Source organism: Streptomyces sp. NPDC054932, from assembly GCF_053610205.1.
The window spans coordinates 1-21,840 of record NZ_JBSGXU010000139.1 but is presented as its reverse complement, the minus strand read 5'-3'; the positions used below and the strand labels follow the sequence as shown (position 1 = coordinate 21,840).

20 protein-coding genes and 1 pseudogene are annotated in these 21,840 nt (G+C 72.6%); 17 read left to right on the top strand and 4 right to left on the bottom strand.

From position 1 onward, the window contains the following. Window positions 1-128 precede the first annotated feature (128 nt). Window positions 129-1,037, bottom strand: a complete 909-nt coding sequence (locus ACWGE1_RS29350) for an AfsR/SARP family transcriptional regulator (protein WP_453423480.1) — start codon at window positions 1,035-1,037, stop codon at window positions 129-131. Window positions 1,038-1,352: 315 nt separating this feature from the next. Here ACWGE1_RS29350 and ACWGE1_RS29345 point away from each other — a divergent pair, with 315 nt between their 5' ends. From ACWGE1_RS29345 to ACWGE1_RS29290, 12 genes are all read left to right on the top strand, one after another. Then, on the top strand, window positions 1,353-2,564 hold the full coding sequence (locus ACWGE1_RS29345; protein ID WP_453423479.1) for an aminotransferase class I/II-fold pyridoxal phosphate-dependent enzyme: 1,212 nt from the start codon (window positions 1,353-1,355) through the stop codon (window positions 2,562-2,564). Window positions 2,565-2,635: 71 nt separating this feature from the next. Continuing rightward, on the top strand, window positions 2,636-3,889 hold the full coding sequence (locus ACWGE1_RS29340) for a beta-ketoacyl-[acyl-carrier-protein] synthase family protein (RefSeq protein ID WP_453423478.1): 1,254 nt from the start codon (window positions 2,636-2,638) through the stop codon (window positions 3,887-3,889). Further along, window positions 3,886-4,734, top strand: coding sequence for a MaoC/PaaZ C-terminal domain-containing protein (locus ACWGE1_RS29335; RefSeq protein ID WP_453423477.1), 849 nt, complete (start codon window positions 3,886-3,888; stop codon window positions 4,732-4,734). Before ACWGE1_RS29340 ends, ACWGE1_RS29335 begins: the two co-directional genes overlap by 4 nt. Then, window positions 4,731-6,287, top strand: a complete 1,557-nt coding sequence (locus ACWGE1_RS29330) for an AMP-binding protein (protein WP_453423476.1) — start codon at window positions 4,731-4,733, stop codon at window positions 6,285-6,287. Before ACWGE1_RS29335 ends, ACWGE1_RS29330 begins: the two co-directional genes overlap by 4 nt. Then, window positions 6,284-6,541, top strand: a complete 258-nt coding sequence (locus ACWGE1_RS29325; protein ID WP_453423475.1) for an acyl carrier protein — start codon at window positions 6,284-6,286, stop codon at window positions 6,539-6,541. The genes ACWGE1_RS29330 and ACWGE1_RS29325 overlap by 4 nt, the downstream gene beginning before the upstream one ends. Window positions 6,542-6,585: 44 nt before the next feature. After that, the gene (locus ACWGE1_RS29320; protein WP_453423474.1) at window positions 6,586-7,638 is read left to right on the top strand and encodes a hypothetical protein; all 1,053 of its coding nucleotides are present in this window, start codon (window positions 6,586-6,588) and stop codon (window positions 7,636-7,638) included. Further along, a complete protein-coding gene (gene trpA / locus ACWGE1_RS29315; RefSeq protein ID WP_453423473.1) occupies window positions 7,631-8,500 on the top strand; it encodes a tryptophan synthase subunit alpha in 870 nt (289 codons plus the stop codon). The genes ACWGE1_RS29320 and trpA overlap by 8 nt, the downstream gene beginning before the upstream one ends. Before the next feature lie 69 nt (window positions 8,501-8,569). After that, window positions 8,570-8,944 (top strand): ectoine synthase, encoded by a 375-nt coding sequence (locus ACWGE1_RS29310; RefSeq protein ID WP_030721055.1) that lies wholly within the window; start codon window positions 8,570-8,572, stop codon window positions 8,942-8,944. Window positions 8,945-9,000: 56 nt separating this feature from the next. Then, on the top strand, window positions 9,001-10,146 hold the full coding sequence (locus ACWGE1_RS29305) for an acyl-CoA dehydrogenase family protein (protein WP_453423472.1): 1,146 nt from the start codon (window positions 9,001-9,003) through the stop codon (window positions 10,144-10,146). Continuing rightward, window positions 10,143-10,889, top strand: a complete 747-nt coding sequence (locus ACWGE1_RS29300; RefSeq protein WP_453423471.1) for a phosphoribosylanthranilate isomerase — start codon at window positions 10,143-10,145, stop codon at window positions 10,887-10,889. Before ACWGE1_RS29305 ends, ACWGE1_RS29300 begins: the two co-directional genes overlap by 4 nt. Next, complete coding sequence (locus ACWGE1_RS29295) at window positions 10,886-11,608, top strand: indole-3-glycerol-phosphate synthase (RefSeq protein ID WP_453423470.1); 723 nt, start codon at window positions 10,886-10,888, stop codon at window positions 11,606-11,608. Before ACWGE1_RS29300 ends, ACWGE1_RS29295 begins: the two co-directional genes overlap by 4 nt. Beyond that, entirely contained in the window at window positions 11,605-12,450 is an 846-nt protein-coding gene (locus ACWGE1_RS29290; RefSeq protein ID WP_453423469.1) for an alpha/beta hydrolase, read from the top strand. Before ACWGE1_RS29295 ends, ACWGE1_RS29290 begins: the two co-directional genes overlap by 4 nt. Window positions 12,451-12,521: 71 nt before the next feature. Here the strand turns inward: ACWGE1_RS29290 and ACWGE1_RS29285 are convergent, their stop codons facing one another. The 3 genes from ACWGE1_RS29285 to ACWGE1_RS29275 all read right to left on the bottom strand — a co-directional run bounded on the left by ACWGE1_RS29285 (window position 12,522) and on the right by ACWGE1_RS29275 (window position 15,268). Next, window positions 12,522-13,157: a DUF6875 domain-containing protein gene (locus ACWGE1_RS29285; protein ID WP_453423468.1), complete on the bottom strand. Its 636-nt coding sequence runs from the start codon at window positions 13,155-13,157 to the stop codon at window positions 12,522-12,524. Next, window positions 13,154-13,744, bottom strand: coding sequence for a hypothetical protein (locus tag ACWGE1_RS29280; RefSeq protein ID WP_453423467.1), 591 nt, complete (start codon window positions 13,742-13,744; stop codon window positions 13,154-13,156). The genes ACWGE1_RS29285 and ACWGE1_RS29280 overlap by 4 nt, the downstream gene beginning before the upstream one ends. A 129-nt stretch (window positions 13,745-13,873) precedes the next feature. Next, on the bottom strand, window positions 13,874-15,268 hold the full coding sequence (locus ACWGE1_RS29275; RefSeq protein ID WP_453423466.1) for a pyridoxal phosphate-dependent decarboxylase family protein: 1,395 nt from the start codon (window positions 15,266-15,268) through the stop codon (window positions 13,874-13,876). A 273-nt stretch (window positions 15,269-15,541) separates the two neighbouring features. On the opposite strand from ACWGE1_RS29275, the gene ACWGE1_RS29270 reads away from it, so the two are divergent. The 5 genes and pseudogenes from ACWGE1_RS29270 to ACWGE1_RS29250 form a co-directional block, all read left to right on the top strand. Continuing rightward, complete coding sequence (locus ACWGE1_RS29270; RefSeq protein WP_453423465.1) at window positions 15,542-17,005, top strand: multicopper oxidase family protein; 1,464 nt, start codon at window positions 15,542-15,544, stop codon at window positions 17,003-17,005. A 138-nt stretch (window positions 17,006-17,143) separates the two neighbouring features. Continuing rightward, a complete protein-coding gene (locus ACWGE1_RS29265; protein ID WP_453423464.1) occupies window positions 17,144-19,312 on the top strand; it encodes a condensation domain-containing protein in 2,169 nt (722 codons plus the stop codon). Window positions 19,313-19,358: 46 nt separating this feature from the next. Beyond that, entirely contained in the window at window positions 19,359-20,579 is a 1,221-nt protein-coding gene (gene metK, locus ACWGE1_RS29260) for a methionine adenosyltransferase (RefSeq protein WP_453423463.1), read from the top strand. A gap of 162 nt (window positions 20,580-20,741) precedes the next feature. After that, window positions 20,742-21,569 (top strand): annotated as a pseudogene (locus ACWGE1_RS29255) (carbohydrate kinase family protein); the annotation flags it as partial. Further along, a partial coding sequence (locus tag ACWGE1_RS29250; protein WP_453423481.1) for a hypothetical protein occupies window positions 21,536-21,840 on the top strand: 305 nt, incomplete at its 3' end. The pseudogene ACWGE1_RS29255 and the gene ACWGE1_RS29250, both read left to right, overlap by 34 nt.

The window sequence follows — 21,840 nt, the reverse complement described above, 5'->3', positions numbered from 1 at the left end:
CCGGCCACCCCCCCTCCGCGCACCGGGGATGGCCGGCGCCCGGGCACCCGGGGCCGGGGGGCCCGGGCGGCGGGGCCCCCGCAGCCGCCGCCGCCCACCCGCGCGGCGGCGGCCCTTCCGTGTCCGGATCAGGCGGCGGGAGAGGAGGGGGACGGCATGCGGTGCGTGACACAGCCGTGGTCGGCCAGCGAGCACGGGCGGGGGACCGGCATGCGGTGATCCACCTCGAACACCCCCATCAGCACCGGGTCCAGGCAGGTCAGGGAACGCACCGCCGGCCGGGGCTCGGGAGTGCGCAGCAGCTCCAGGTACGCGGCCTCCGTCTCCGGCGCCGGATCGATGCCCAGCTCCTCCGCCAGCACCTCCCGCAGCTGCTGGTAACTGCGCAACGCCTCCGCACGGTTGCCCGCCCGGGTGTGGGCCGCCATCCGGCAGCGGTAGGCGCTCTCCCGGAACGGGGCACGGCGCACCGCCTCCTCCGCGTACCGCAGCGCATGATGCTCGTCACCCAGCGCGGACGAGGACAGGCTCGCCGTCTCCAGCGCCTTCAGCCGCAGCTCCTCCAGCTGTTCGCGCATCGCGTTGACCCACTCGCCCTCGTGCGAGGGCAGGAACGAGCCGCGCAGGTTCGACACCGCGCCCGCCGCGAGCTGCTGCGCCACCGCGTAGGCCCCCTCCGCGTACGCCTCGGAGGCCTCGGCCAGCGCGGTCTCGGCGACCTCCACGTCCACCACCGCGTCCTGCGGCACCCGCAGCAGGTAGCGGCCGCCCTGGGAGACCAGGGGAGTGGCCCCCGGCCGGTCCTGCGGCGTCGTGACGAACGTACGCACCCGGCTCACCAGGCTCCGCAGGGCCGAGGCCCACGTGTCCGGCAGCCCCTCGGGCCATACGGTCTCGGCCAGTTGGTCACGGTCCGTGCCGCCGGCCCGCTCCAGGAGCAGCCGGGCGAACGCGACCTGCGCCTGGGCGCTCGAGAGGTGTTGAGGCGGTGCTCCGTCCGGCTCGATCGTGACAAGACCTATGAGTCTGATCAGCACTATGCACTCTCCGAAACGGTCGGCTTCCGGCCGTGTCCCCCAAGTCCGTGCGATTCAGAGGATACCGGCGGGCCTTCTCCGCATGTCAACAGCGGTCGGCAAACATTTCCGACCGAATAAAACCCGAGGTCGGGCCATTCCCTTTCGTATTTCGAGCACCGCTGCAGTCCTGCTGTGGTCCCGCTGCAGCCGCGCTCTTGCGCTGCTATTGCGCCCCACGAGTCTTAATGGAATTCCACTAGAGCCCGGCCGGAGAAACGGCAGGGCAACGATGGAGTTCCGGGTCCGCCGGACGATCGCGATGAGGAGAAGCACGTGAACGCATCCGCTGCCTGGGACCGCCTCGAGCCGAAGCTGGCCTACTTCCGCGACCGGGTCCGGTCCCTGGAGTACGAGCCCAACCGCAAGAACAGCTTCGTGGCCTACACGGCCGAGCGCGACTCCGCGTACGCGGACCAGGACGGCCGCCGCCTGCTGATGATGTCCGGCTACTCCTACCTCGGACTCGCCGGCGACGAGCGGGTCGTCTCCGCCGCCAAGGCCGCCGTCGACCGCTACGGCACCGGCAACCACGGCGTGCGCGCCCTGGCCGGCACCACCCCCCTCCACGAGGAACTGGAGGCCGAGGTCGCCAAGGTCGCCGGCCGCGAGCGGGCTCTGGTCTTCGGCTCCGGCTACGCCGCCAACGTCGGCACCGTCGGCGCCATCGTCGGCCCCGGCGACACCGTCTTCATCGACAAGTACGACCACGCCAGCATCGTCGACGGCTGCAAGCTCTCCGGCGCCACCGTCACCCGCTTCCGCCACAACGACGTCACCCACCTGGAACGCCGCCTCGCCGCCGCCCCCGACACCGGCGTCCGCCTCGTCATCGTCGACAGCGTCTACTCCATGGACGGCGACATCGCCCCCCTGGTCGACCTGCGCAAGGTCTGCGACGCCCACAACGCGCTCCTGATGGTCGACGAGGCCCACGCCCTCGGCGTCATCGGCGCCACCGGCAAGGGCATCGAGGAGCACTTCCACCACGAGGCGAAGGTCGACATCAAGCTCGGCACCCTCTCCAAGGCCATCCCCTCCATGGGCGGCTGGGTCGCCGGCTCCGCCGAACTCGTCCACCACCTGCGCTACGCCGCCCGCCCCTTCCTCTTCTCCGCCGCCCTCGGCGGAGCACAGACCGGCGCCGCCCTGGAATCCCTGCGGATCATGCAGCGCGAACCGCAGCGGGTCCAGTTCATCCAGCGCGAATCCGCCCGCTTCCGCACCCTCCTCAACCAGGCGGGCATCAGCACCGTCGACAGCGAGACCGCAGTCGTCCCGGTCATCGCCGGCTCCGACGAGTCCGCCTACGACCTCGCCACCGCCTACCGCAAGAACGGCGCGATCGGACTGCCCGTCGTCACCCCGGCCGTCCCCAACGACCTGGCCCGGCTGCGCATCGCCATCACCGCCGCCCACACCACCTCCGACATCGACTTCGCCGCCGAGGCCCTCATCACGTCGGCCCGCGAGTGCCGGATCATCTGACCGCCCCACCGCGACCGCCCGCACCCCGCCGCACCTCTCCACCCCTCTTCAGTCCGCCTCAGGGAGCAGACATGCCTTCACCGTCCAGGGGCAGCACGGCGCAGCCGCCCGTCGCCATCACCGGCATGGGCGTGGTCACCCCCGGCGGGTGCACCCCGGACGAGCTGTGGCACACGCTGCGGGCCGGCCGGTCCACCGCCGCCGAACTCACCCACATCGACCTCAGCCGCCACCGCGTGCGCATCGGCTGCCGGGTCCGCGGCCTGGAGGGCCTCACCGGCCTCGTCCCGGCCAAGGAAGCCCGCCGGATGGACCCCTTCGCCCACTACGGCACGGCCGCGGCCCTCGCCGCCCACCGCGACGCCGGATCACCCACCGCCGAAGCCGGCCGCACCGCCATCGTCGTCGGCAACGCCGTCGGCGGCCGCGCCACCAGCGACCTGGAATCCGCCCACTTCACCGAAGGCGGCCCGGCCCGGGTCAACCCGCTGATGCCGCTGATGACGATGCCCAACGCCGCCGCCGCCCAGATCGCCATCCGGCTCGGCTGGACCGGACCCGCCCTGACCGTCGCCAACACCTGCGCCAGCGGCGCCGACGCCATCGGCCACGCCCTGATGCTCCTGCAGACCGGCCGCGCCGACCTCGTCATCGCCGGCGGCACCGAACACACCCTCACCCCCGTCACCCTGGCAGGCTTCGGCAACCTCAGCGCCGTCTCCTTCCGCAACGACGACCCCGAACACGCCTCCCGCCCCTTCGACAAGGACCGCGACGGCTTCGTGATGGGCGAGGGAGCCGGCTTCGTCGTCCTGGAACGCCTCGACGACGCCAGGGCCCGCGGGGCCACAACGTACGGACTGGTCGCCGGCTACGCCGCCACCGCCGACGCCCACCACCTCGCCATGCCCCTGCCCGACGGCGCGGGCGCCGCCGCCGCCATGGCCGCAGCCATCGCCGACGCCGGCCTCACCCCCTCGGACATCGTGCACGTCAACGCGCACGGCACCTCCACCCCGTACAACGACCGGTCCGAGGCGGCCGCCCTCACCAAGGTGTTCGGCACCGCCCAGCCGCCCGTCACCGCACCCAAGTCGGTCATCGGCCACCTCATCGGCGCCGCCGGGGCCGTCGAACTCATCGCCACCGTGCAGGCCATGCACCACTGCGAGGTGCCGCCCACCGCCAACCACGAACAGCAGGAGCCAGGAATGGACATCGACGTCGTGCACGGCGCACCCCGCGCCGTGCGCCCGGGACCCGCGATCACGAACTCCTTCGGATTCGGCGGCCACAACTCCTCCGTGGTGGTGACGCCGGTATGACCACCCTGTCGCTGCCCTCCCCGGTCCGCACCCTGACCGTCACCGAACCCGAGATCACCGACTACCGCGGCGCCGCCCGGTCCGGCCTGCCCACCGCCCGGCCCGGCCAGGCCTCACCCGTCCACACCTTCGTCCTCGCCCACACCCTCGCCGAACAGACCGTCGCCGCACTCACCGCGGCCGAACCGGGCCCGGTCTCCGTGGTCCACCTCGGCCAGGACATCCGCACCCTGCGCCCGGTCCGCCCCGGCGAACAGGTCACCGTCACCCTGGACGTCCTCGGCATCCGCAAGGAGCCCCGCGGCGCCCGCATCGCCCTGCGGGTCCGGCTCACCGGAGAGGACGGCCCCCACCCCTTCGCGGAACTGGTCATCTCCGCCCTGCTCGTCGGCGCGAGCCGGCTCGAACCCTTCGGCGACATCACCGGCGGCCCCGCCGCCCCCGCCGCCCTGGGAACCGGCGAACCGCACTGCGCGGTCCACGAGCTGACCACCGACTGGATCACCACCTACGCCCACGCCTCCGGCGACCTCAACCCCATCCACCTCGACGAGAACGCCGCCCGCGCCGCCGGCTTCGACACCGTCATCGCACACGGCATGAGCGTGGTCGCCCTCGCCGTCGAGGAAGCCACCGACCGCTTCGCGGCCGGCGACTCCGCCCGCGTCCGCGGCCTCGGCTGCCGCTTCTCGGCCCCCGTACCCCCCGGCATCCCGCTGGAGATCACCCTCCAGCCCGACGCCGACGCCCGCGTCATCCGCTTCACCTGCAAGACACCCAAGGGCACCGCCGTCAAGTCCGGCTGGATCGAGCTCGCACCCCCCCGGCAAGGAGCCCCCCGATGAGCGGACCCGCCACCGTCGAACTCGGCCTCCTCGGAGGATTCCTGACCCAGGTCCGCGACCGCCCCCACGCCACCGCGCTCCTCTTCAACGGCCAGGAGACCACCTACCGCGAGCTGTACGACCTCGCCGGCCGCGAACGCGACCGCCTCGCCCGCCTGGACCTCGCCCCCGGGCAACCCGTCGGCATCCTCGCCGACAAATCCCCCGCCACCCTCGCCCTCGTACTCGCCTGCCTGCTCGCACGCCGCCCGCTGCTGCTCCCCTCCCCGGCCCTCGCCGACACCCTGCTCGCCGACCTCTTCGCCCAGGCCGGCTGCGCCCACGTCCTGGCCCCCGGGGGCGACAGCGCCCGCGTCACCCCCAACCCGCACACCCAGGCCCGGCCACTGCCGGCCGACGAGGCCGCCGAAGTGGCCCTCATGCTCACCACCTCCGGATCCACCAGCCTCCCCAAGATCGTCCCCCTGGGCCTGGACGCCATCGACCGGTTCACCCGCTGGGCCGGCAACGCCTTCGCCATCGGCCCCGGCCGCACCGTCCTGAACTACGCCCCCCTCAACTTCGACCTCTGCCTCCTCGACGTATGGACCACCCTCGCCCGCGGCGGCCGCGTCGTCCTCGTCGACCCGGCCCTGGCCGCCCACGGCCGCCACCTGCGCGACCTGGTCCTGCACCACGGCGTCGACATCGTCCAGGCCGTCCCCATGGCCTTCGGCCTCCTCCAGGACGCCGCCGCCAAGACCGGCGACACCTTCCCCGGCGTCGAACACGTCATGTTCACCGGCGACGCCATCCCCGACCGCACCCTCGCCGCCCTGCCCCACCTCTTCCCCCACGCCCGCATCCACAACATCTACGGCTGCACCGAGACCAACGACAGCTTCATCCACGAAATCGACACCACGGCCACCGCCTTCCCGCCCGTCCCCATCGGCCGCCCGCTGCCCGGCGTACGCGCCCTGGTCATCGACCCCGACACCCACACCCCCGTCGAAGGACCCGGCAGCGGAGAACTCTTCGTCTCCACGCCCTTCCAGACCCGCGGCTACCTCGACCGCACCCGCCACACCGACAAGTTCACCGGCCACCCCCTCGGCCTCGATGACCGCCGCTGGTTCCGCACCGGAGACCTCGTACGGCGCGACGCCGAAGGCACCCTGCACCTGACCGGACGCACCGACTTCCAGGTCAAGGTCCGCGGCGTCGCCGTCAACACCGCCGAGATCGAACGGGTCCTGCAGGAACACCCCGACGTACTCGAGGCCGGCGTCGCCGCCCTCCCCGACCCGATCGCCGGCAAACGCCTCACCGCCGCCGTCCGCCGCACCCCCGGCTCCACCCTGACCGGCCTGCAACTGCGCACACACTGCGCCCGGCACCTGCCCAGGGCCGCCGTCCCGCACCAACTCACCGTCACCGAACAGCCGTTGCCCACAACGGCCACCGGAAAGATCGACCGCAAGGCACTCGACCGACTCGACCGGCCGAGCCCGGCCACCACACCCACCACCGCACCCGCCGCCACACCTATCGCCGAAGGAATCCCGTCATGAGCAACATCGACACCATCAAGAACTTCGTCATCACCGAGTTCCTCCCCGGCACCAACGCCGCCGAACTCACCACCGACCACGACCTCCTCAACGACGGCGTCATCGACAGCCTGGGCGTCCTCAAGCTCATCGCCTGGGTCGAGGACCGCTTCGACCTCGCCATCGGCGACGCCGACCTGGACCCCAACAACTTCCGCAGCGTCGAGGCCATCGACACCTTCATCACCGAGTCCCGGCGCACCGCGGCCGCCTGAGCGGCCCCCGCCCCCACCCCACGCACACGAGACGGAGACCGACCGTGCACGACGCACTCACCGGCCTGCTGGAACAGCGAGCCCCGGTCGGCCGCGAGACCTGGCGGTCCTGGTGGGACCAGCTCGGCGCCGGCGGCCTCGACAAGGCCGAGGCCGTCGCCCTGCTGGCCTCCCTGACCAGCCGGCTCCCGGACCACGAGACCCTGCGCCACCTGCTGGACTCGCTCGCCGAGCGCCGGCCCGCAGCGACAGCGACCCCCACCACCTGGGAAAACACCGTCAACGTCGTCGGCACCGGCGGCGGACCCCGCACCTTCAACATCTCCACCGCCTCGGCGTTCGTCGCCGCCGCGGCCGGGGTCAAGGTCGTCAAAACCGGCTCCCGCGCCTACACCAGCTCACTCGGCTCCGTCGACCTGCTGGAACGGCTCGGTGTCCGTCTCACCTCCTCCCGCACCCACACCGAGGACACCCTCGCCGCCCACGGGATCGCCTTCGCCGGCCCCTTCGTCTACCCGGCACAACTGACCCGCCTGGCCCGGACCGTGGCCCCCTACAGCATGAAAACCTTCGGCCGCTTCCTGAACGCCCTGGGCCCCTTCCTCGCGGACCTGCCGGTCACCGCCCAGGTCACCGGGGTCTCGGCGGCCGCCCCCCTGGACACCCTGCGCCGGCTCGCCGAAACCACCACCACCCGCCGGATCTGGCTGACCGCCAACGACACCGGCGCCGACGAACTGCTGCCCTTCGCGACCAACACCATCCACGGCGCGACCTCCCCGACCCGGATCATCCGGCCCGGCGAACTCACCCCGGGCGACGGCTCCTTCGCGGACCTGCGCCCCGCCACCGACCCGGCCGGGGCCGTACGCCACTTCCTCTCCGTCCTGGCCGGCACGGCCGGCCGCGTCGCCACCCGCACCGTCTGCCTGGGCGCGGCCGCCCTGATCGTGGCCTCCGGCACCCGCCGGGACTGGCTCTCGGCGGTCTCCGTCGCCGAGGAAGCCGTCCGCTCCGGCGCCGCCCACGACCTCGCGCAGCGCCTGGCCGCCGCCCCGCCCACCGCCCCCCGCACCCTGGCGGTGACCGGTGCCTGACCCCACCATCACCGTCCCGGCCCCGGCCGCGGCCGTGACACCCGGCCCCGCCCCGTTCTTCACCCGCCGCACCCCCGGCGGACCGCCCGGACTCGCCCTCTTCCTCAACGCCGGCGACCCGCCCCTGCCCGTCCTGCGCGACCTCGTCCTGATGCTCGACGAAGAGGGCGTGGACTGCCTGGAACTGGCCGTCCCGTTCCCCGACTCGGTCACCGACGGCCCCGTCATCCGCCGCTCGGCCCGCCGGGCACTGGACCGCGGCGGCGCCGGCCTGGACGACGTACTCGCCTTCATCGCGGACGTACGGCCCCACCTGGCACACCTGCGGATCGCCCTCCTCACCGACTGGAGCCACTCCCTCAAACACCGCGACCTGGCCGCCACCACCCGCGAGATCGCCGACGCCGGCACCGACGGACTCCTCATCCACGCGCTCCCCCCACGACTGCGCGAAACACACCTGGAGACCGCCGCCGCAGCCCGGCTCCCCGTCGTCACCACCTGCTACACCAAGAGCCCGCCCGCCACCCGGGCCCAGGCCGCCGCACAGGCCTCCGCCTACCTCTACCTCGTCGCCCACTACGGACGCAGCGGAACCGCACCCGCCGCCGGCCACGCCGCGCTGGCACAGACGGTCGCCGCACTGCGGGCCCACACCACGTCCCCGATCGCCGTCGGCTTCGGGGTCAGCACACGGCAGGACGCACAAGCCGTCGGAGCCGCCGGCGCCGACGCCGCGATCATCGGCTCCGCCGCGGTCGCCGCCCTCGAACGGGCCCAGGACACCGGCACCGACATCACCGCAGCCTTCCGCCGGTTCGTCCGCCAGGTCCTGCCCGCAGCACCGCACCGAACCGCCTGACCGGCACGAAAGAGAGCTCCACCCCTCATCCGGACCATCCGAGCACCACCCACACACCGGGAGAACGCCATGATCGTTCGCGACATCGAGTCCGTGAAGACCGTCGAGTGGGGCAACGGCCTCAGCCGCCGCTTCCTCCTCGCCGAGGACGGCCTGGGCTACTCGCTCACCGACACCACCGTCCTGGCCGGCACCAAGTCCCGCCTGGAGTACGTCAACCACCTCGAGGCCTGCTACTGCATCGAGGGCTCCGGCGAGGTCATCGAACTCGACGGCACCTCCCACGAGATAGTCCCCGGCCGGATGTACGCACTCGACCAGCACGACGCCCACTTCCTCGTCGCCAGCCCCCACGAGGACCTGCGCCTGGTCTGCGTCTTCTCACCCGCCCTGCGCGGCGACGAGGTCCACAGCCTCGACGCGCACAGCTCCTCCGCCTACTGAGAACCCACCCGCCGCACCACTCATCCGCACCGCCACCGAATCAAAAGGGGTCCGCCGTGATCCGTTGGAACGCCGACCAGGCAGATCTGCGCGAAGGCCTGGAGCGGTGGGGAGACGCACTCAGCGCAGACCACATCGAACTCGACCAGCAGTCCGCCTTCTCCGAGGACAAGTGGAAACTCGTCCAGAAGACCGGAATCCTCGGACTGCCCTTCGACGAGGACTACGGAGGCCTCGGACAGTCCCTGCTCACCACCATGTACGTACTGGAGGGCCTCGGCGAGTACAACCGCGACGCAGGCCTCAGCTTCTGCATCACCACCTCCATCTGCTCCACCGGAATCCCCCTCCAGCAGTTCGGCACCACCGAACAGAAGGAGCGCTACCTGCCCGGGATCTGCTCGGGCGAGATCATCGGCGCCCACGCCATCACCGAGGCCGAAGGCGGCTCCGACGCCATGGCGATGACCACCAGGGCCGTGCGCGACGGCGACGACTTCGTCATCAACGGCAGCAAGGTCTTCGTCAGCAACGGACCGATCGCCGACGTGATCGTGGTCTACGCCCGGACCCACCCGGACGGCGGCCCGCTCGGCACCACGGCATTCCTCGTGGACGCCGACACCCCCGGACTGACCGCCGGCCGGCCCCTCAAGAAGATGGGCCTGCGGACCTCGCCGCTGAGCGAACTGTTCTTCGACGACGTCCGGGTCCCCCGGAGCGCGGTCCTCGGCCGGGTCGGCGGCGGATTCCTCGTCCTGGACCACGTGATGAAACGGGAGATCCTCTTCTCCTTCATCGTCAACGTGGGGGAGATGCAGCACCGGCTGGAACGGTGCGTCGACTACGCCAGAACACGCACATCGTTCGGAAAGGCGATCGGTTCGTACCAGACGATCGCCAACAAGATCGTCGACACGAAGATCCAGCTGGAGACCGCCCGCAAGTGGCTCTACGACACCGGCGAGAAACTGGAGGCCGGCGAGAACGTCACCACCGACCTCGCCATCTCCAAACTCGTCACCAGCGAGAGCAACCTGGCCACCAGCCTCACCGCCGTACAGATCTTCGGCGGCCACGGCTACATGGCCGAGCTCGGCCTGGAGCAGGACGTGCGCAACGCCGTGGGCGGCACGATCTACTCCGGCTCGAACGAGATCCAGTACAACCGCATCGCCTCGATGCTGGGACTGGGCAAGTGACCACCACCCACCCCCTGTCCCGGACGCTGCTGAAGGTCTGCGGGGCCACCGGCCCCCGCGACATCGAGGCGGCGGCGGCCGCCGGGGCGGACTGCGTCGGCCTCTGGCACGGCGTACCCGGCGGCCCCAGCGAACTGGACCAGGACGGGCTCGCCGCCCTCGCGGCGGCGGCCCGCTCCGCCGGCCTCCTGCCGGTCCTGGTCACCTTCCTCGCCGACGCCGGTGAGCTCGCCGCGATCGTGCGGCGCACCGGCGCCGGCTGGGTCCAACTCCACGCCTACCAGCCGCCCGCCCTCGTACGGGCACTGCGCCGGACGCTCCCCGCCGACGTCGGCATCGTCAAGGTGCTCCACGTCCAGGAGAACGGAAACTGCGTGGAACGCCCCCTGATCGGCGCCTACGACCGGGCCGGCACCGACCTCTTCCTCCTCGACACCGCCACCGGCGACGGCCGCATCGGCAGCACCGGCGCCGCCCTGGACCCCGACCGCGTCACCGCCCTGCTGCCCCGCCTCACCCGGCCCTTCCTGCTGGCAGGAGGCCTGACCCCGGACAACCGCCCGGCCTACGAGGACATCGTGCGCCACCCCGCATTCCGCGGCATCGACGTGGACACCGCGGCCCGCGACCGGGCCACCGGCGGCTTCGGCGTCCCGCAGATCGCCGCCCTGGCCCGCGCCTGGCGCACCGGCGCCCCCACCGCCCCCCGCCCCGACCACCCCCACCTGGAGCTGTCGCGATGACGAAGCAGAACCGGACCGGCTTCCCTTTTCTCGAGGCCCTCCTGGCCTCCCCGACCCCCGTGGTGATGGAGGTGAAACGGCGGGACGCCCACGGCTACGACATGCTGGGCGGCCGGACCCCCGCCGCGATCGTGGAGGCGTACGAGAGCGCGGGCGCCCCCTGCATCTCGGTGGTGACGGGCCGCTGGTTCGGCGGCTCCCCGGCCCTGCTGCGCGACGTGGCCGCACTGACCGGACTCCCGATCCTCCAGAAGGACTTCATCACCCGCAAGGACCAGATCCGCACCGCCAAGGAACTCGGGGCCTCGGCCGTCCTGCTGACAGCGGCACTCCTGCCGGCATCGAGCATGCGGACCCTGGTCACCGAGTGCCTGCTGGCCGGCCTCACCCCCTTCGTCGAGATCACCCGGGAGACCGAACTCGCCTCGGTCCACCACCCCGAGGAATGCGTCGTCGCCGTCAACAACAAGGACATCCGCACCCGCGAACGCGGCGCCGGCGACCTCGGCCGCTCCCTGGACCTGCTGCCCGCCGTCCGCGCCGCCGGCGCCGCCTGCCCCGTCAGCGCCAGCGGCATCGACAGCCCGCAGACCGCCGCCGCACTGCTGGACGCCGGATTCGCCGGCCTGCTCGTGGGCACCTCACTGCTGCGCACCGGCTCGCCCGCCACCTGGGTGGACGCCATGGAAGGCACACGGAAGGGGCTGGCGGTCCGATGACGGCGCTCCCCGGCGGCACACACCCCTACACCCTGAACGCGGCGGGCATCACCCTGTCGGCGCTCCTGGCCCTGCCCCCGGACGGGGCAGCGCCCCGCTCCACGATCCTGGCCATCCACGGCCGGGGCATGCGGGCCGCCTACTGGAACTCCCTCGCCCCCCTGGCCACCGCCCTGGGCCACGCCGTCCTGGCCGTCGACCGCCCCGGATACGGGCACTCCGCCGGCCGGCTGCCCGAGGGCCAGACCCTCACCGAACAGGCCGAAACCCTCCACGCGGCCCTCAAGGAACACGCCGCCGCACACGACACCGGCGCGGGAGTGTTCCTGCTGGGCCACTCCGACGGCGGCAAGGTCGCCCTCCACACCGCCGCCGCCGACGCCGGCACACCCCTGCTCGGCCTGGACGCCTCGGGAGTCGGATACCGGTACAACCCCCAGGCCCTGCACTTCCCTTCCACCCTCGGCGGCGGCGCCACCAAACTCAACTGGGGCCCCCTGAACCTCTACCCGCGCGGCACCTTCCAGGCCAGCCGCACCCTGCTCGCCGCGACACCACCGCGCGAGTCCGCCGAAACCCTGCACTGGCCCCGCCAGTACGAGGACCTGGCCCCCCGCATCCGCATCCCCGTCCGCCTCACCTTCGCCGAACACGAAGCCTGGTGGCACCTGGACGCCCCCACCCTGACGGCGATGACCTCCCGCCTGACCGCCGCCCCCTCGGTCACCGTCGACCACCTCCCCGCCTCGGGCCACAACATCAGCCTGGGCCACACCGCCCCCGCCTACCACCTGCGCGCCCTGACCTTCCTGGAGGACTGCCTGCGCACCGCGCGGCCCTGAGACCCGCCCGCGCACGCAAACGGCCCCGGCCGCACAGGCGACCGGGGCCGAAACCGCGAACCGGGCAGCACTCAGGCAGCCACCACCCGGCTCACCAGCTGATCACGGACACGCGCCGGGAGACCCGGCGCGAAACGCTGCAGATAGTGGTCCAGGTGGGCGTCGTCGCCCACCAGGAACGGCAGATCGAACACCAGCAGCTTGCGGACCGCCAGCAGGGGCAGCGGCGAACGCAGAGGACGGAAAGCCTCGTTGTACAGGCCCGGCTCCTCGCACACCGGATGGAACTGGCCGATCATCAGCCCCTCCGCCACGAACTCGTCCTTCGCCTTGCGCTGCAGCTCGTCCAGCTCCACCGAGTCCGTCGCATCGAAGCCCGGCAGGACCAGCAGGATCGTCAGCAGCTCACGGTCGTCCGCGGACAGCGGCTGCGAGAGGACCGCGTGACGGGTCCGCAGCGAGTCCACCGCCGAGGCCAGGTCCTCGCAGCCGGCCGCCGGGACGGCCAGGTGGAACAGCTCCTTGCGCAGCGAGGGCTGGGTGTACGGGCACACCGGGCCGGTGCGGCCCAGCTCGGGATGGCTGGAGACCAGGAACTCCCGGCTCCACGCGAGGATGCGCAGCAGCGGGCCGAGGTGCTCCGCCGGTGCCTCCCCGCGGGCTATCTGGCCGGCGGTCCACGACAGGATCAGATCGTCGCCCCTCATCGGGGATCCCTCCACATGGGTCGCAGTACCGGTCCGCCGCCGGGCAGGACGATGTCCCCGCCCAGGAGCCCGAAGCCGGCCCGCCGGCTCGCGGCCTCGCCGCCCGGGGAGCTGGCCTCCACATAGCTGCCGACGCCCTCGGCGTCCGCGCGGGCCACCAGCCGGCCCAGCAGCCGGGACATCAGCCCGCTCTGCTGCCGGCCGGCACGGACCGCGCCGAAGGACACGTAGTAGTGCGGCGGACCGTGCGGATGCCGTTCCTCCTGGAGGCCGGCGATGGTGCGCATCGCGTCCGCGTACTCGCCCAGGACATCGGCGAAGGCCGCGTCCAGGGCCCTGCCGTCCGGCTCGGCGCCGGGCGGCAGGAAGAGCAGCACCGCCTCACCGTCCGGGCTGGTGAACACCCCGTCGTGGGCGGCGGACAGTTCCACGAACACCCGGAAGAACCCGGGCAGCAGCTCGGATCGCAGCCGCTCGCCGGGGATCATCCAGCGGGTCAGCGCGTCCTGCTGGAAGGAGGCGGCGAGGAGGTCGGAGAGATGGGTGACGGCCGATGGGTTCAGCCGGTTCGCAGGCAGGGCGGACAAGGCAGGGCCTCCGGTCAGGTGACGGGATGGAGGATGGACAGGGCAGCTGCACAAAAGTGCAGAACGGTTCGGGCAGGTCCGGGGAAGTCCGGGGAAGTCCGGGGGAGTCCGGGGCGGTCCGGCGGAAGGTCAGGGCGTGGCCCGGGCACCGGCCGCGAGCTGCTCCACACGCGCGTGCAGCGTCGCCAGGTAGTGCTCGGACTCCGGCTTGATCAGGACGCTGCGGATCACCCGCGCCGCCTCCGCGTCCCGCACCACCGACGGATGGCGCCGCGCGAACGCGTCCGCGTCCGCACGCAGCACGCTCAGGAACACCGGATCCGACTCCGCCGTCATGCCCCCGCGCAGCAGCCGCTCCGACGCCGCGTCGACCGAGGACAGGGAGCCCTCGGCGGTCGCCGGGAAATACGTCACGATGTCCAGGTCCGGGCGCTGGTACAGCTCCAGCTCCTGCGACGCGGTCAGCAGGTCCGCCCACCGCACCGCGGCCCGCCGGTTCGCCGCCAGGATCCGCCCGAAGCCGTCCGGGGTCAGCGGCAGCAGCTGCAGGGTCAGCCACAGGGCGGCCGCCGCCGCCCCCGCCCGCGAGCACTCCAGACTGATCTCACCCAGATGCAGATCGGCATCGGTGAAGTACGTGTACGGCGAATCGTGCGCGAAATGCCGCCCCGCCCGCGGATCGGGGAAGAGCACCGCCCCGCACCCGTACGGCTGCAGCCCCTGCTTGTGCGGGTCCACCACCACCGAGTCGCAGCCGGCGATCGCCCGCCAGGGCGCCGGGTCGACGCCGCCGGCCCCCGCCCTGCCCAGGATCGCGTAGAAGCCGCCGTACGCCGCGTCGACGTGCACCCGCGCCCCGTACCGGCGCGCCAGCGGCAGCACCTCGTGCACCGGGTCCACCGCCCCCAGCCCGGTCGTGCCGGTGGTGACGACGACGGTCCCGATCCGCCCTGCGCGCAGCGCATCCTCCAGCGCGGTCAGGTCGATGCGGCCGTGCGCGTCCACCGGGATGCGGTGGCCCTCCACGCCCAGCACGTGGCACATCCGCTCGTGCGTGTAGTGGCACTCGGAGCTGTAGGCGACCCCGCGCCCGGGGTGCACCTGCCGGGCGACGTACAGGGCCTCCAGATTGGCCATCGTGCCGCTGGTGGTGAGATGCCCGACGTGCGCGTCGAACCCGAACATGGCCGCCAGGTCGGCGACCGCCTCGCGTTCCATCTCGGTGGTCGCGGGCCCGCCCTCGGCGGCATGGTTGTTGGGGTTGAACAGCATGGCGGTGAGGTAACCGGTGACGGCCGCCGGATGCGGCGGCTTGACCATCTGTCCGGCGTAACGCGGGTGGAAGAACGGATAGTTGTGATCCATCCGCTTCGCGAGACGGTCGAAGGCCTCGGTGAACGCCTCCGGGCCGACCCGGTGCGCGTCATGGGTCTCGTACGGGCCGAACTGCCCGCCCCACCGCTCCGCCACCCCGAGCGCGCGCGGCAGCCAGTCGCGTAAGTCGTGCAGGTCGTTCGGATCCACGGGTGCCTCCCCCCAGCGGCCGCCCGATCGGCGGCACGAGTCGCGTACGCGGTCGTACGTACGCACGAGGAGCCTTGCCCAGGCCCCGCAAGGCCCGCGCAACGCCGGACTCCCGCACACCATCCGGGCTCGAGCGGTGCGCAAGCCGCGTCTGGTGCACTCGCGGCGCGCCACCTGCGCGAGCAGCACCGCGCGCCGGCCGCCCGCCGTGCGAACGGCCCCGCCCCGGCGGCCCGCCCGCACCCCGACCCCGTTTCCCAGGAGGACATCCCCATGGTCACCAGACGCAGCCTGCTCGGCGGAGCCGTCGCCGCGACCGGCGCCGGCCTGCTCACCGCAGGCGGCCTGACACCGCTGCTCGGCGCCGGGCCCGCGCAGGCCACCGCCACCGCAGGCGGGGGACCCGTCACCGTCCCGCCGCCCTTCACGGTGCGGATGCCGCTCCTGCCGGTGCTCTCACCGACAGCCGGGCCGGGCGGCCAGGACACCTACAGCGTCACGATCAAGGAAGCCGCACGGGAGATCATCCCCGGCGTGCGGACGAAGGTCCTCACCTACGACGGCCACTTCCCCGGCCCGGTGCTGCGCGCCCGCAGCGGACGCAAGGTCGTGATCCGCCACCGCAACACCCTCACCATGCCGGTCGCCGTGCACCTGCACGGCGGCAACGTCTCCCCGGAGAACGACGGCGGCCCCATGGACACCTTCGCCCCGGGCACCTCCCGCACCTACACCTACCCCAACCAGCAGCCGGGCGCCGGACTCTGGTTCCACGACCACGCCCACCACATGGAGTCGGAGCACGTCTTCCGCGGCCTGTCCGCCACCTACCTGCTCTCCGACGACAACGAGCGCTCACTGCCGCTGCCGGCCGGCCAGTACGAGGTCCCCATCGCCCTGCGCGACGCCCGCTTCGACGAGGCCGGACAGCTCGTCTACGTCATGGACGACGTCTTCGGCCGCACCACCATCCTCGCCAACGGCCGCCCCACCCCCTACTTCGAAGTCGCCGCCCGCAAATACCGCTTCCGGCTCCTCAACTCCTCCAACATGCGCTTCTTCCAGCTGCGCCTGTCCGACGGCGGCCAGATGATCCAGATCGGCACCGACGGCGGCCTGCTGGAACGCCCCTTCACCACCGACACCATCGGCCTGTCCCCGGCCGAACGCGCCGACGTCGTCATCGACTTCTCCCGCTACCCCACCGGAACGAAGATCGTCCTGGAGAACACCCTCGGCCCCGGCACCCCCGACCAGGTCGGCAAGGTACTGCGCTTCGACGTCGTACGCACCGCCCCCGACCCGAGCCGGATACCGGACGTGCTGCGCACCTTCACCCCCCTGCCGGCCGCGACCGTGCAGCGCACCATCGTCCTGAGCATGGACGAGGACGGCCGGCAGGAGCCGCGGGGGTTCATGGACGGCCAGGTCTGGGACCACCACCGCATCGACCAGACCATCACGCACGGCACCTCGGAGATCTGGACCGTCACCAACGCCAACAAGATCGTCCCGCACAACTTCCACATGCACCTGGTCCAGTTCAGACTGCTGGAACGCAACGGCGCCCCGGTGGGACCGTCCGAGGCCGGCCCGAAGGACACCGTCCGCCTCTTCCCCGGCGAGACGGTGAAACTCCACGCCACCTTCGACACCTACCGCGGCACGTACGTCTACCACTGCCACCTGCTGGACCACTCGGCGATGGGAATGATGGCCAACTTCCGCATCCGCTAGAGGGTGTCCGCGCTCGATGCGCGCTCAAGGACGGGCCGAGGACCGGGCGGAAGAATCCTCGACAACAGACCATGTCCGGCCGTGTCCCCCACGAGTCCTCCATGTGTCCGAAACCGAAAGGGAAGAGGAGGGAAGCCGATGGCCCGCGCCGTGGCCATGACCGTGGTCCTCACACCCGGCCCTCCGACCTCCCTCGACCTCCACGGCAGGCTCACCCCCGCCGCGCTCACCGCCGCCCTCGCAGCACTGCCGCCGTGCACACCGACGCTGCACCGGCACACCGCCCACCACCACACCCTCACCCTGCCCCCGCCGCCGTTCCCCGCCGGACGGCTGTCCGACCTGCTGACCGGGGCCGCGACAGCGGGGGCGGGGGCGGGGGCGGGGGAGCGGCCGCGGCCCGCCCGGGAACCCGACGGCACCGCCGACACCGCACACACCGGACCTGCCGGGCACACCGGATCCGGCGGTCCGCAACCGGAACGGCTGCCCCCCACCACACCCCAGCAACACGGCGTACTGCTCGACGCGATGACCCACCCCGGCGCCGCACTGCACATCGGGCAACTGCACTGGCGCTGGTACGGCCCCCTGGACACCCGCCGGTTCGCAGCCGCCTGGCAGACCCTGTACGACAGCGAGGCGGTCCTGCGCACCGCACTGGCCAGACCCGCCGCCCCCGGCACCGGACCCCTGCTGGCCGTACATCCCCACGCCACCCCCCAGCTCGAACGCCACCCGCGCGGCAGCGCCGACTGGCACGCCCTGCTCCTCAGCGAGCGGACGCGCGAGTTCGACCTCCACCGGCCCGGCACGGCCCTGCGGATCGCACTGCTGGAGGAAGCCGGCCAGGTGAGCAGAGTGCTGCTGACCTACCACCAGGCCCTCCTCGACGGCTGGAGCGCCCGGCTGCTGCGGCGCACCCTCCACCGGGCCTACCTCGCCGACGGACGCCCGGTCGGCAGCGAACGCCGCCCCGACATCCGCGACCACATGAGCTGGCTGGCCCGGCAGGACCCGGCACCGGCCCGCGCGTTCTGGACCCGCACCGGGGCCCCGGCCGACGCCGCCGGCCTCCCGGTCCGCGACACCGCGCACGACGGCCCGCACCCCCGCGGCCACGGACGCACCCGCCAGCACCTCACCCCGTACGAGGCGCTGCGCCTGCGCAACTGGGCCGCGGACCGGGGCGCGACCGAGAGCACGGCCCTGCACACCGCCTGGGCCCTCCAGCTCCACCGCGCCACCCCCGGCGCGCCCGCCGTCACCTTCGCGGCCACCGTCTCGGGCCGCGGCATCACGCTCCCGGGCGCCGAACGCCTCCCGGGCCCCCTGCGCGGCGCCGTCCCGCTGCACGCCCGCATCGACCCCTGTCACCCCCTGACCCGCCTGATCACCGAACTGGCCGGCCAGGCCCTGGAGGCCGCCTCCTACGAATGGGTCTCCCCGGACCAGGCCGCACAGTGGTCCCCGCCACCCCCCGACAGCCCCGGCCCCGACAGCCCCGGCCCCGACGGCCCCGGCCCCGGCGCGCGCCCGGTCCCCGACTCCCTCATCGCCTTCGAGGCGAAAGCACCCGCCGGACCCGCCGACGACCCCGTCCACACCGAACTCGCCGACCAGGGCGTACGGGTGGGCGCCGCCGAGACCATCGGAGCACACACCGCCCTCCCGTTCACCCTCACCGCCCACCACGACACCGAAGGCGGGCTCGTCCTCACCGGCGTCCACGACCGGACACGCATCAGCGACTGCGACGCCGCCCGGACCCTCGCCCAGACCGCCCTGCTGCTGCGCGAACTGCCCGCCGCCACCGGCACGGCCACCACCGTCGCCGAAGCCCTGGCACTGCTCGACACCACCCCCGCACCCCGCCTCGCCCGGCCCCCCGCCGACGCCGCCCGCACCCTGCGGATCCTGCGCGCGGCGGCCCGTACCGGCGCCGGCACGATCTGCCTGGTCCCGCCGCCCGACGCACCGCCCGGCTGCTACGACGCACTCGCCGCGGCCTACCCCGGCCCGCAGGCACTGACCACCGTGGCACCGCCCGCCGACGCACGGACCGTACTGGCCGCGCTCCGCCCCGCCCTCGCCCGCGGCGAGCCGCTGCTGCTGGGCGGATTCTCCGGAGCCGGCTCCCTCGCCTGCGCCGTGGCCGAACGCATCGCCTCGCACGGCTGGCACCCGCCCCTCATCGTGATCGGCGGCACCCTCACCACCACAGGCGACCCGGACCCGGACCCGGACCCGGTACGGGCCCTCGCCCGGACTCTGGAGACAGCCGCGGCCACCACCGCCCGGCCCTGACCTCCCCGCCCCACCCCACGCCCCGTCCCACACCAACAGGAGTGACATGTCCCGTCGTCTGTTCACCTCGGAATCCGTGACCGAGGGACACCCCGACAAGATCGCCGACCAGATCAGCGACACGATCCTCGACGCACTGCTCGCCCAGGACCCCGCCTCGCGCGTCGCGGTCGAAACACTGATCACCACCGGCCTCGTGCACATCGCGGGCGAGGTGACGACACAGGCATACGCCCCGATAGCGCAGCTCGTCCGGGAGAAGATCCTCGAAATCGGCTACGACTCATCCGTCAAGGGATTCGACGGCGCCTCCTGCGGCGTGTCCGTCTCGATCGGCGCCCAGTCCCCGGACATCGCCCAGGGCGTCGACACCGCCTACGAGAAGCGCGTCGAGGGCTCCGCGGACGAAGACGGCGACGACCTCGACCGGCAGGGCGCCGGCGACCAGGGCCTGATGTTCGGCTACGCCACCGACGAGACCCCCGAACTCATGCCGCTGCCGATCCACCTCGCCCACCGGCTCTCCCGCCGCCTCTCCGAGGTCCGCAAGAACGGCACCCTCCCCTACCTGCGCCCCGACGGCAAGACCCAGGTCACCATCGAGTACGACGGCGACAAGGCCGTCCGCCTGGACACCGTCGTCGTCTCCTCTCAGCACGCCTCCGACATCGACCTGGAGGCGCTCCTCGCCCCCGACATCAAGGCGCACGTCGTCGAACACGTCCTCGCCCGGCTGGCCGACGACGGCATCAAACTGGACACCGCCGGCTACCGGCTGCTGGTCAACCCCACCGGCCGTTTCGAGATCGGCGGCCCCATGGGCGACGCCGGCCTCACCGGCCGCAAGATCATCATCGACACCTACGGCGGCATGGCCCGCCACGGCGGCGGCGCCTTCTCCGGCAAGGACCCCTCCAAGGTCGACCGCTCCGCCGCCTACGCCATGCGCTGGGTCGCCAAGAACGTCGTCGCCGCCGGCCTCGCCTCACGCTGCGAGGTCCAGGTCGCCTACGCCATCGGCAAGGCCGAGCCCGTCGGCCTGTTCGTCGAGACCTTCGGCACCGAGAAGACCGACATCACCAGGATCCAGCACGCCATCACCGAGGTCTTCGACCTCCGCCCGGCCGCCATCATCCGCGACCTCGACCTGCTGCGCCCGATCTACGCCCAGACCGCCGCCTACGGCCACTTCGGCCGCGAACTCCCCGACTTCACCTGGGAGCGCACCGACCGGGCCGCACAGCTGAAGGCCGCCGCCGGAGCCTGAACAGACCCGGCCGGGTCCGGGCGGACACCCCGCACACCGGCGGCCCCGCCCGGACCCGCCCCACCCCCGAACCCCACCACCCTCGCCCCGCCGACCACAGACCAGCTCACAGGAGTCCACGTGCGTATCGCGGTGACCGGATCCATCGCCACAGATCACCTCATGGCCTTCCCGGGCCGGTTCGTCGACCAGCTGCTCCCCGACCAACTGCACCACATCTCCCTGTCCTTCCTCGTCGACACCCTCGAGGTGCGCCGCGGGGGAGTGGCCGCCAACATCGCCTACGGCCTCGGCGGCCTGCGCCTGGCCCCCCTCCTCGCGGGCGCCGTGGGACCCGACTTCGCCGAGTACGAGGTCTGGCTCAAGGAACACGGGGTCGACACCGGCGCGGTGCACGTCTCCGCCGAGCACCAGACCGCCCGCTTCATGTGCATGACCGACCAGGACTCCAACCAGATCGCCTCCTTCTACGCGGGCGCGATGGCCGAATCCGCCCGCATCGACCTGCACGCCCTGCACGCCGACACCCCCCTCGACCTGATCCTCGTATCGCCCAACGACCCCGGCGCGATGGTCCGCCACACCGAACAGGCCCGACAGCTGGGCATCGCCTTCGCCGCCGACCCCTCACAGCAGCTCGCCCGCCTCACCGGCGCCGAGGTCCGCACCCTCGTCACCGGCGCCCGCTGGCTCTTCACCAACGAGTACGAGTCCGCGCTGCTGCGCGAACGCGCCGACTGGAGCCGCGAGGAGGTCCTCGACCGCGTCGGCACCTGGATCACCACACTCGGCGCACAGGGCGTCCGCATCGACGCCAAGGACACCCCCACCCTCACCGTCCCCGCCGTCCCCGACGTCCGTGCCGAGGACCCGACCGGCGTCGGAGACGCCTTCCGCTCCGGCTTCCTGGCCGCCGTCGGCTGGGGCCTGCCACTGGAGACCGCAGCCCAGCTCGGCTGCGCCATGTCCGCCCTGGTCCTGGCCGCCGTCGGCTCACAGTCGTACGAGATCCGGCCCGAGCAGCTCCTCGCCACCGTCCGCACGGTGTACGGGGAGCACGCGGCCGGGCTGCTGGGACCGAAGCTGGGACGGCTGGCATGACGGCGAACGAGCAGGAACCGCAGGAACCGCAGGAACGGGCGAACGCCCTGCGGCAGGCCCTGGCCACCCGTGTGGTCGTCGCCGACGGGGCCATGGGAACGATGCTGCAGGCGCAGGACCCGAGCATGGAGGACTTTCAGCAGCTGGAGGGCTGCAACGA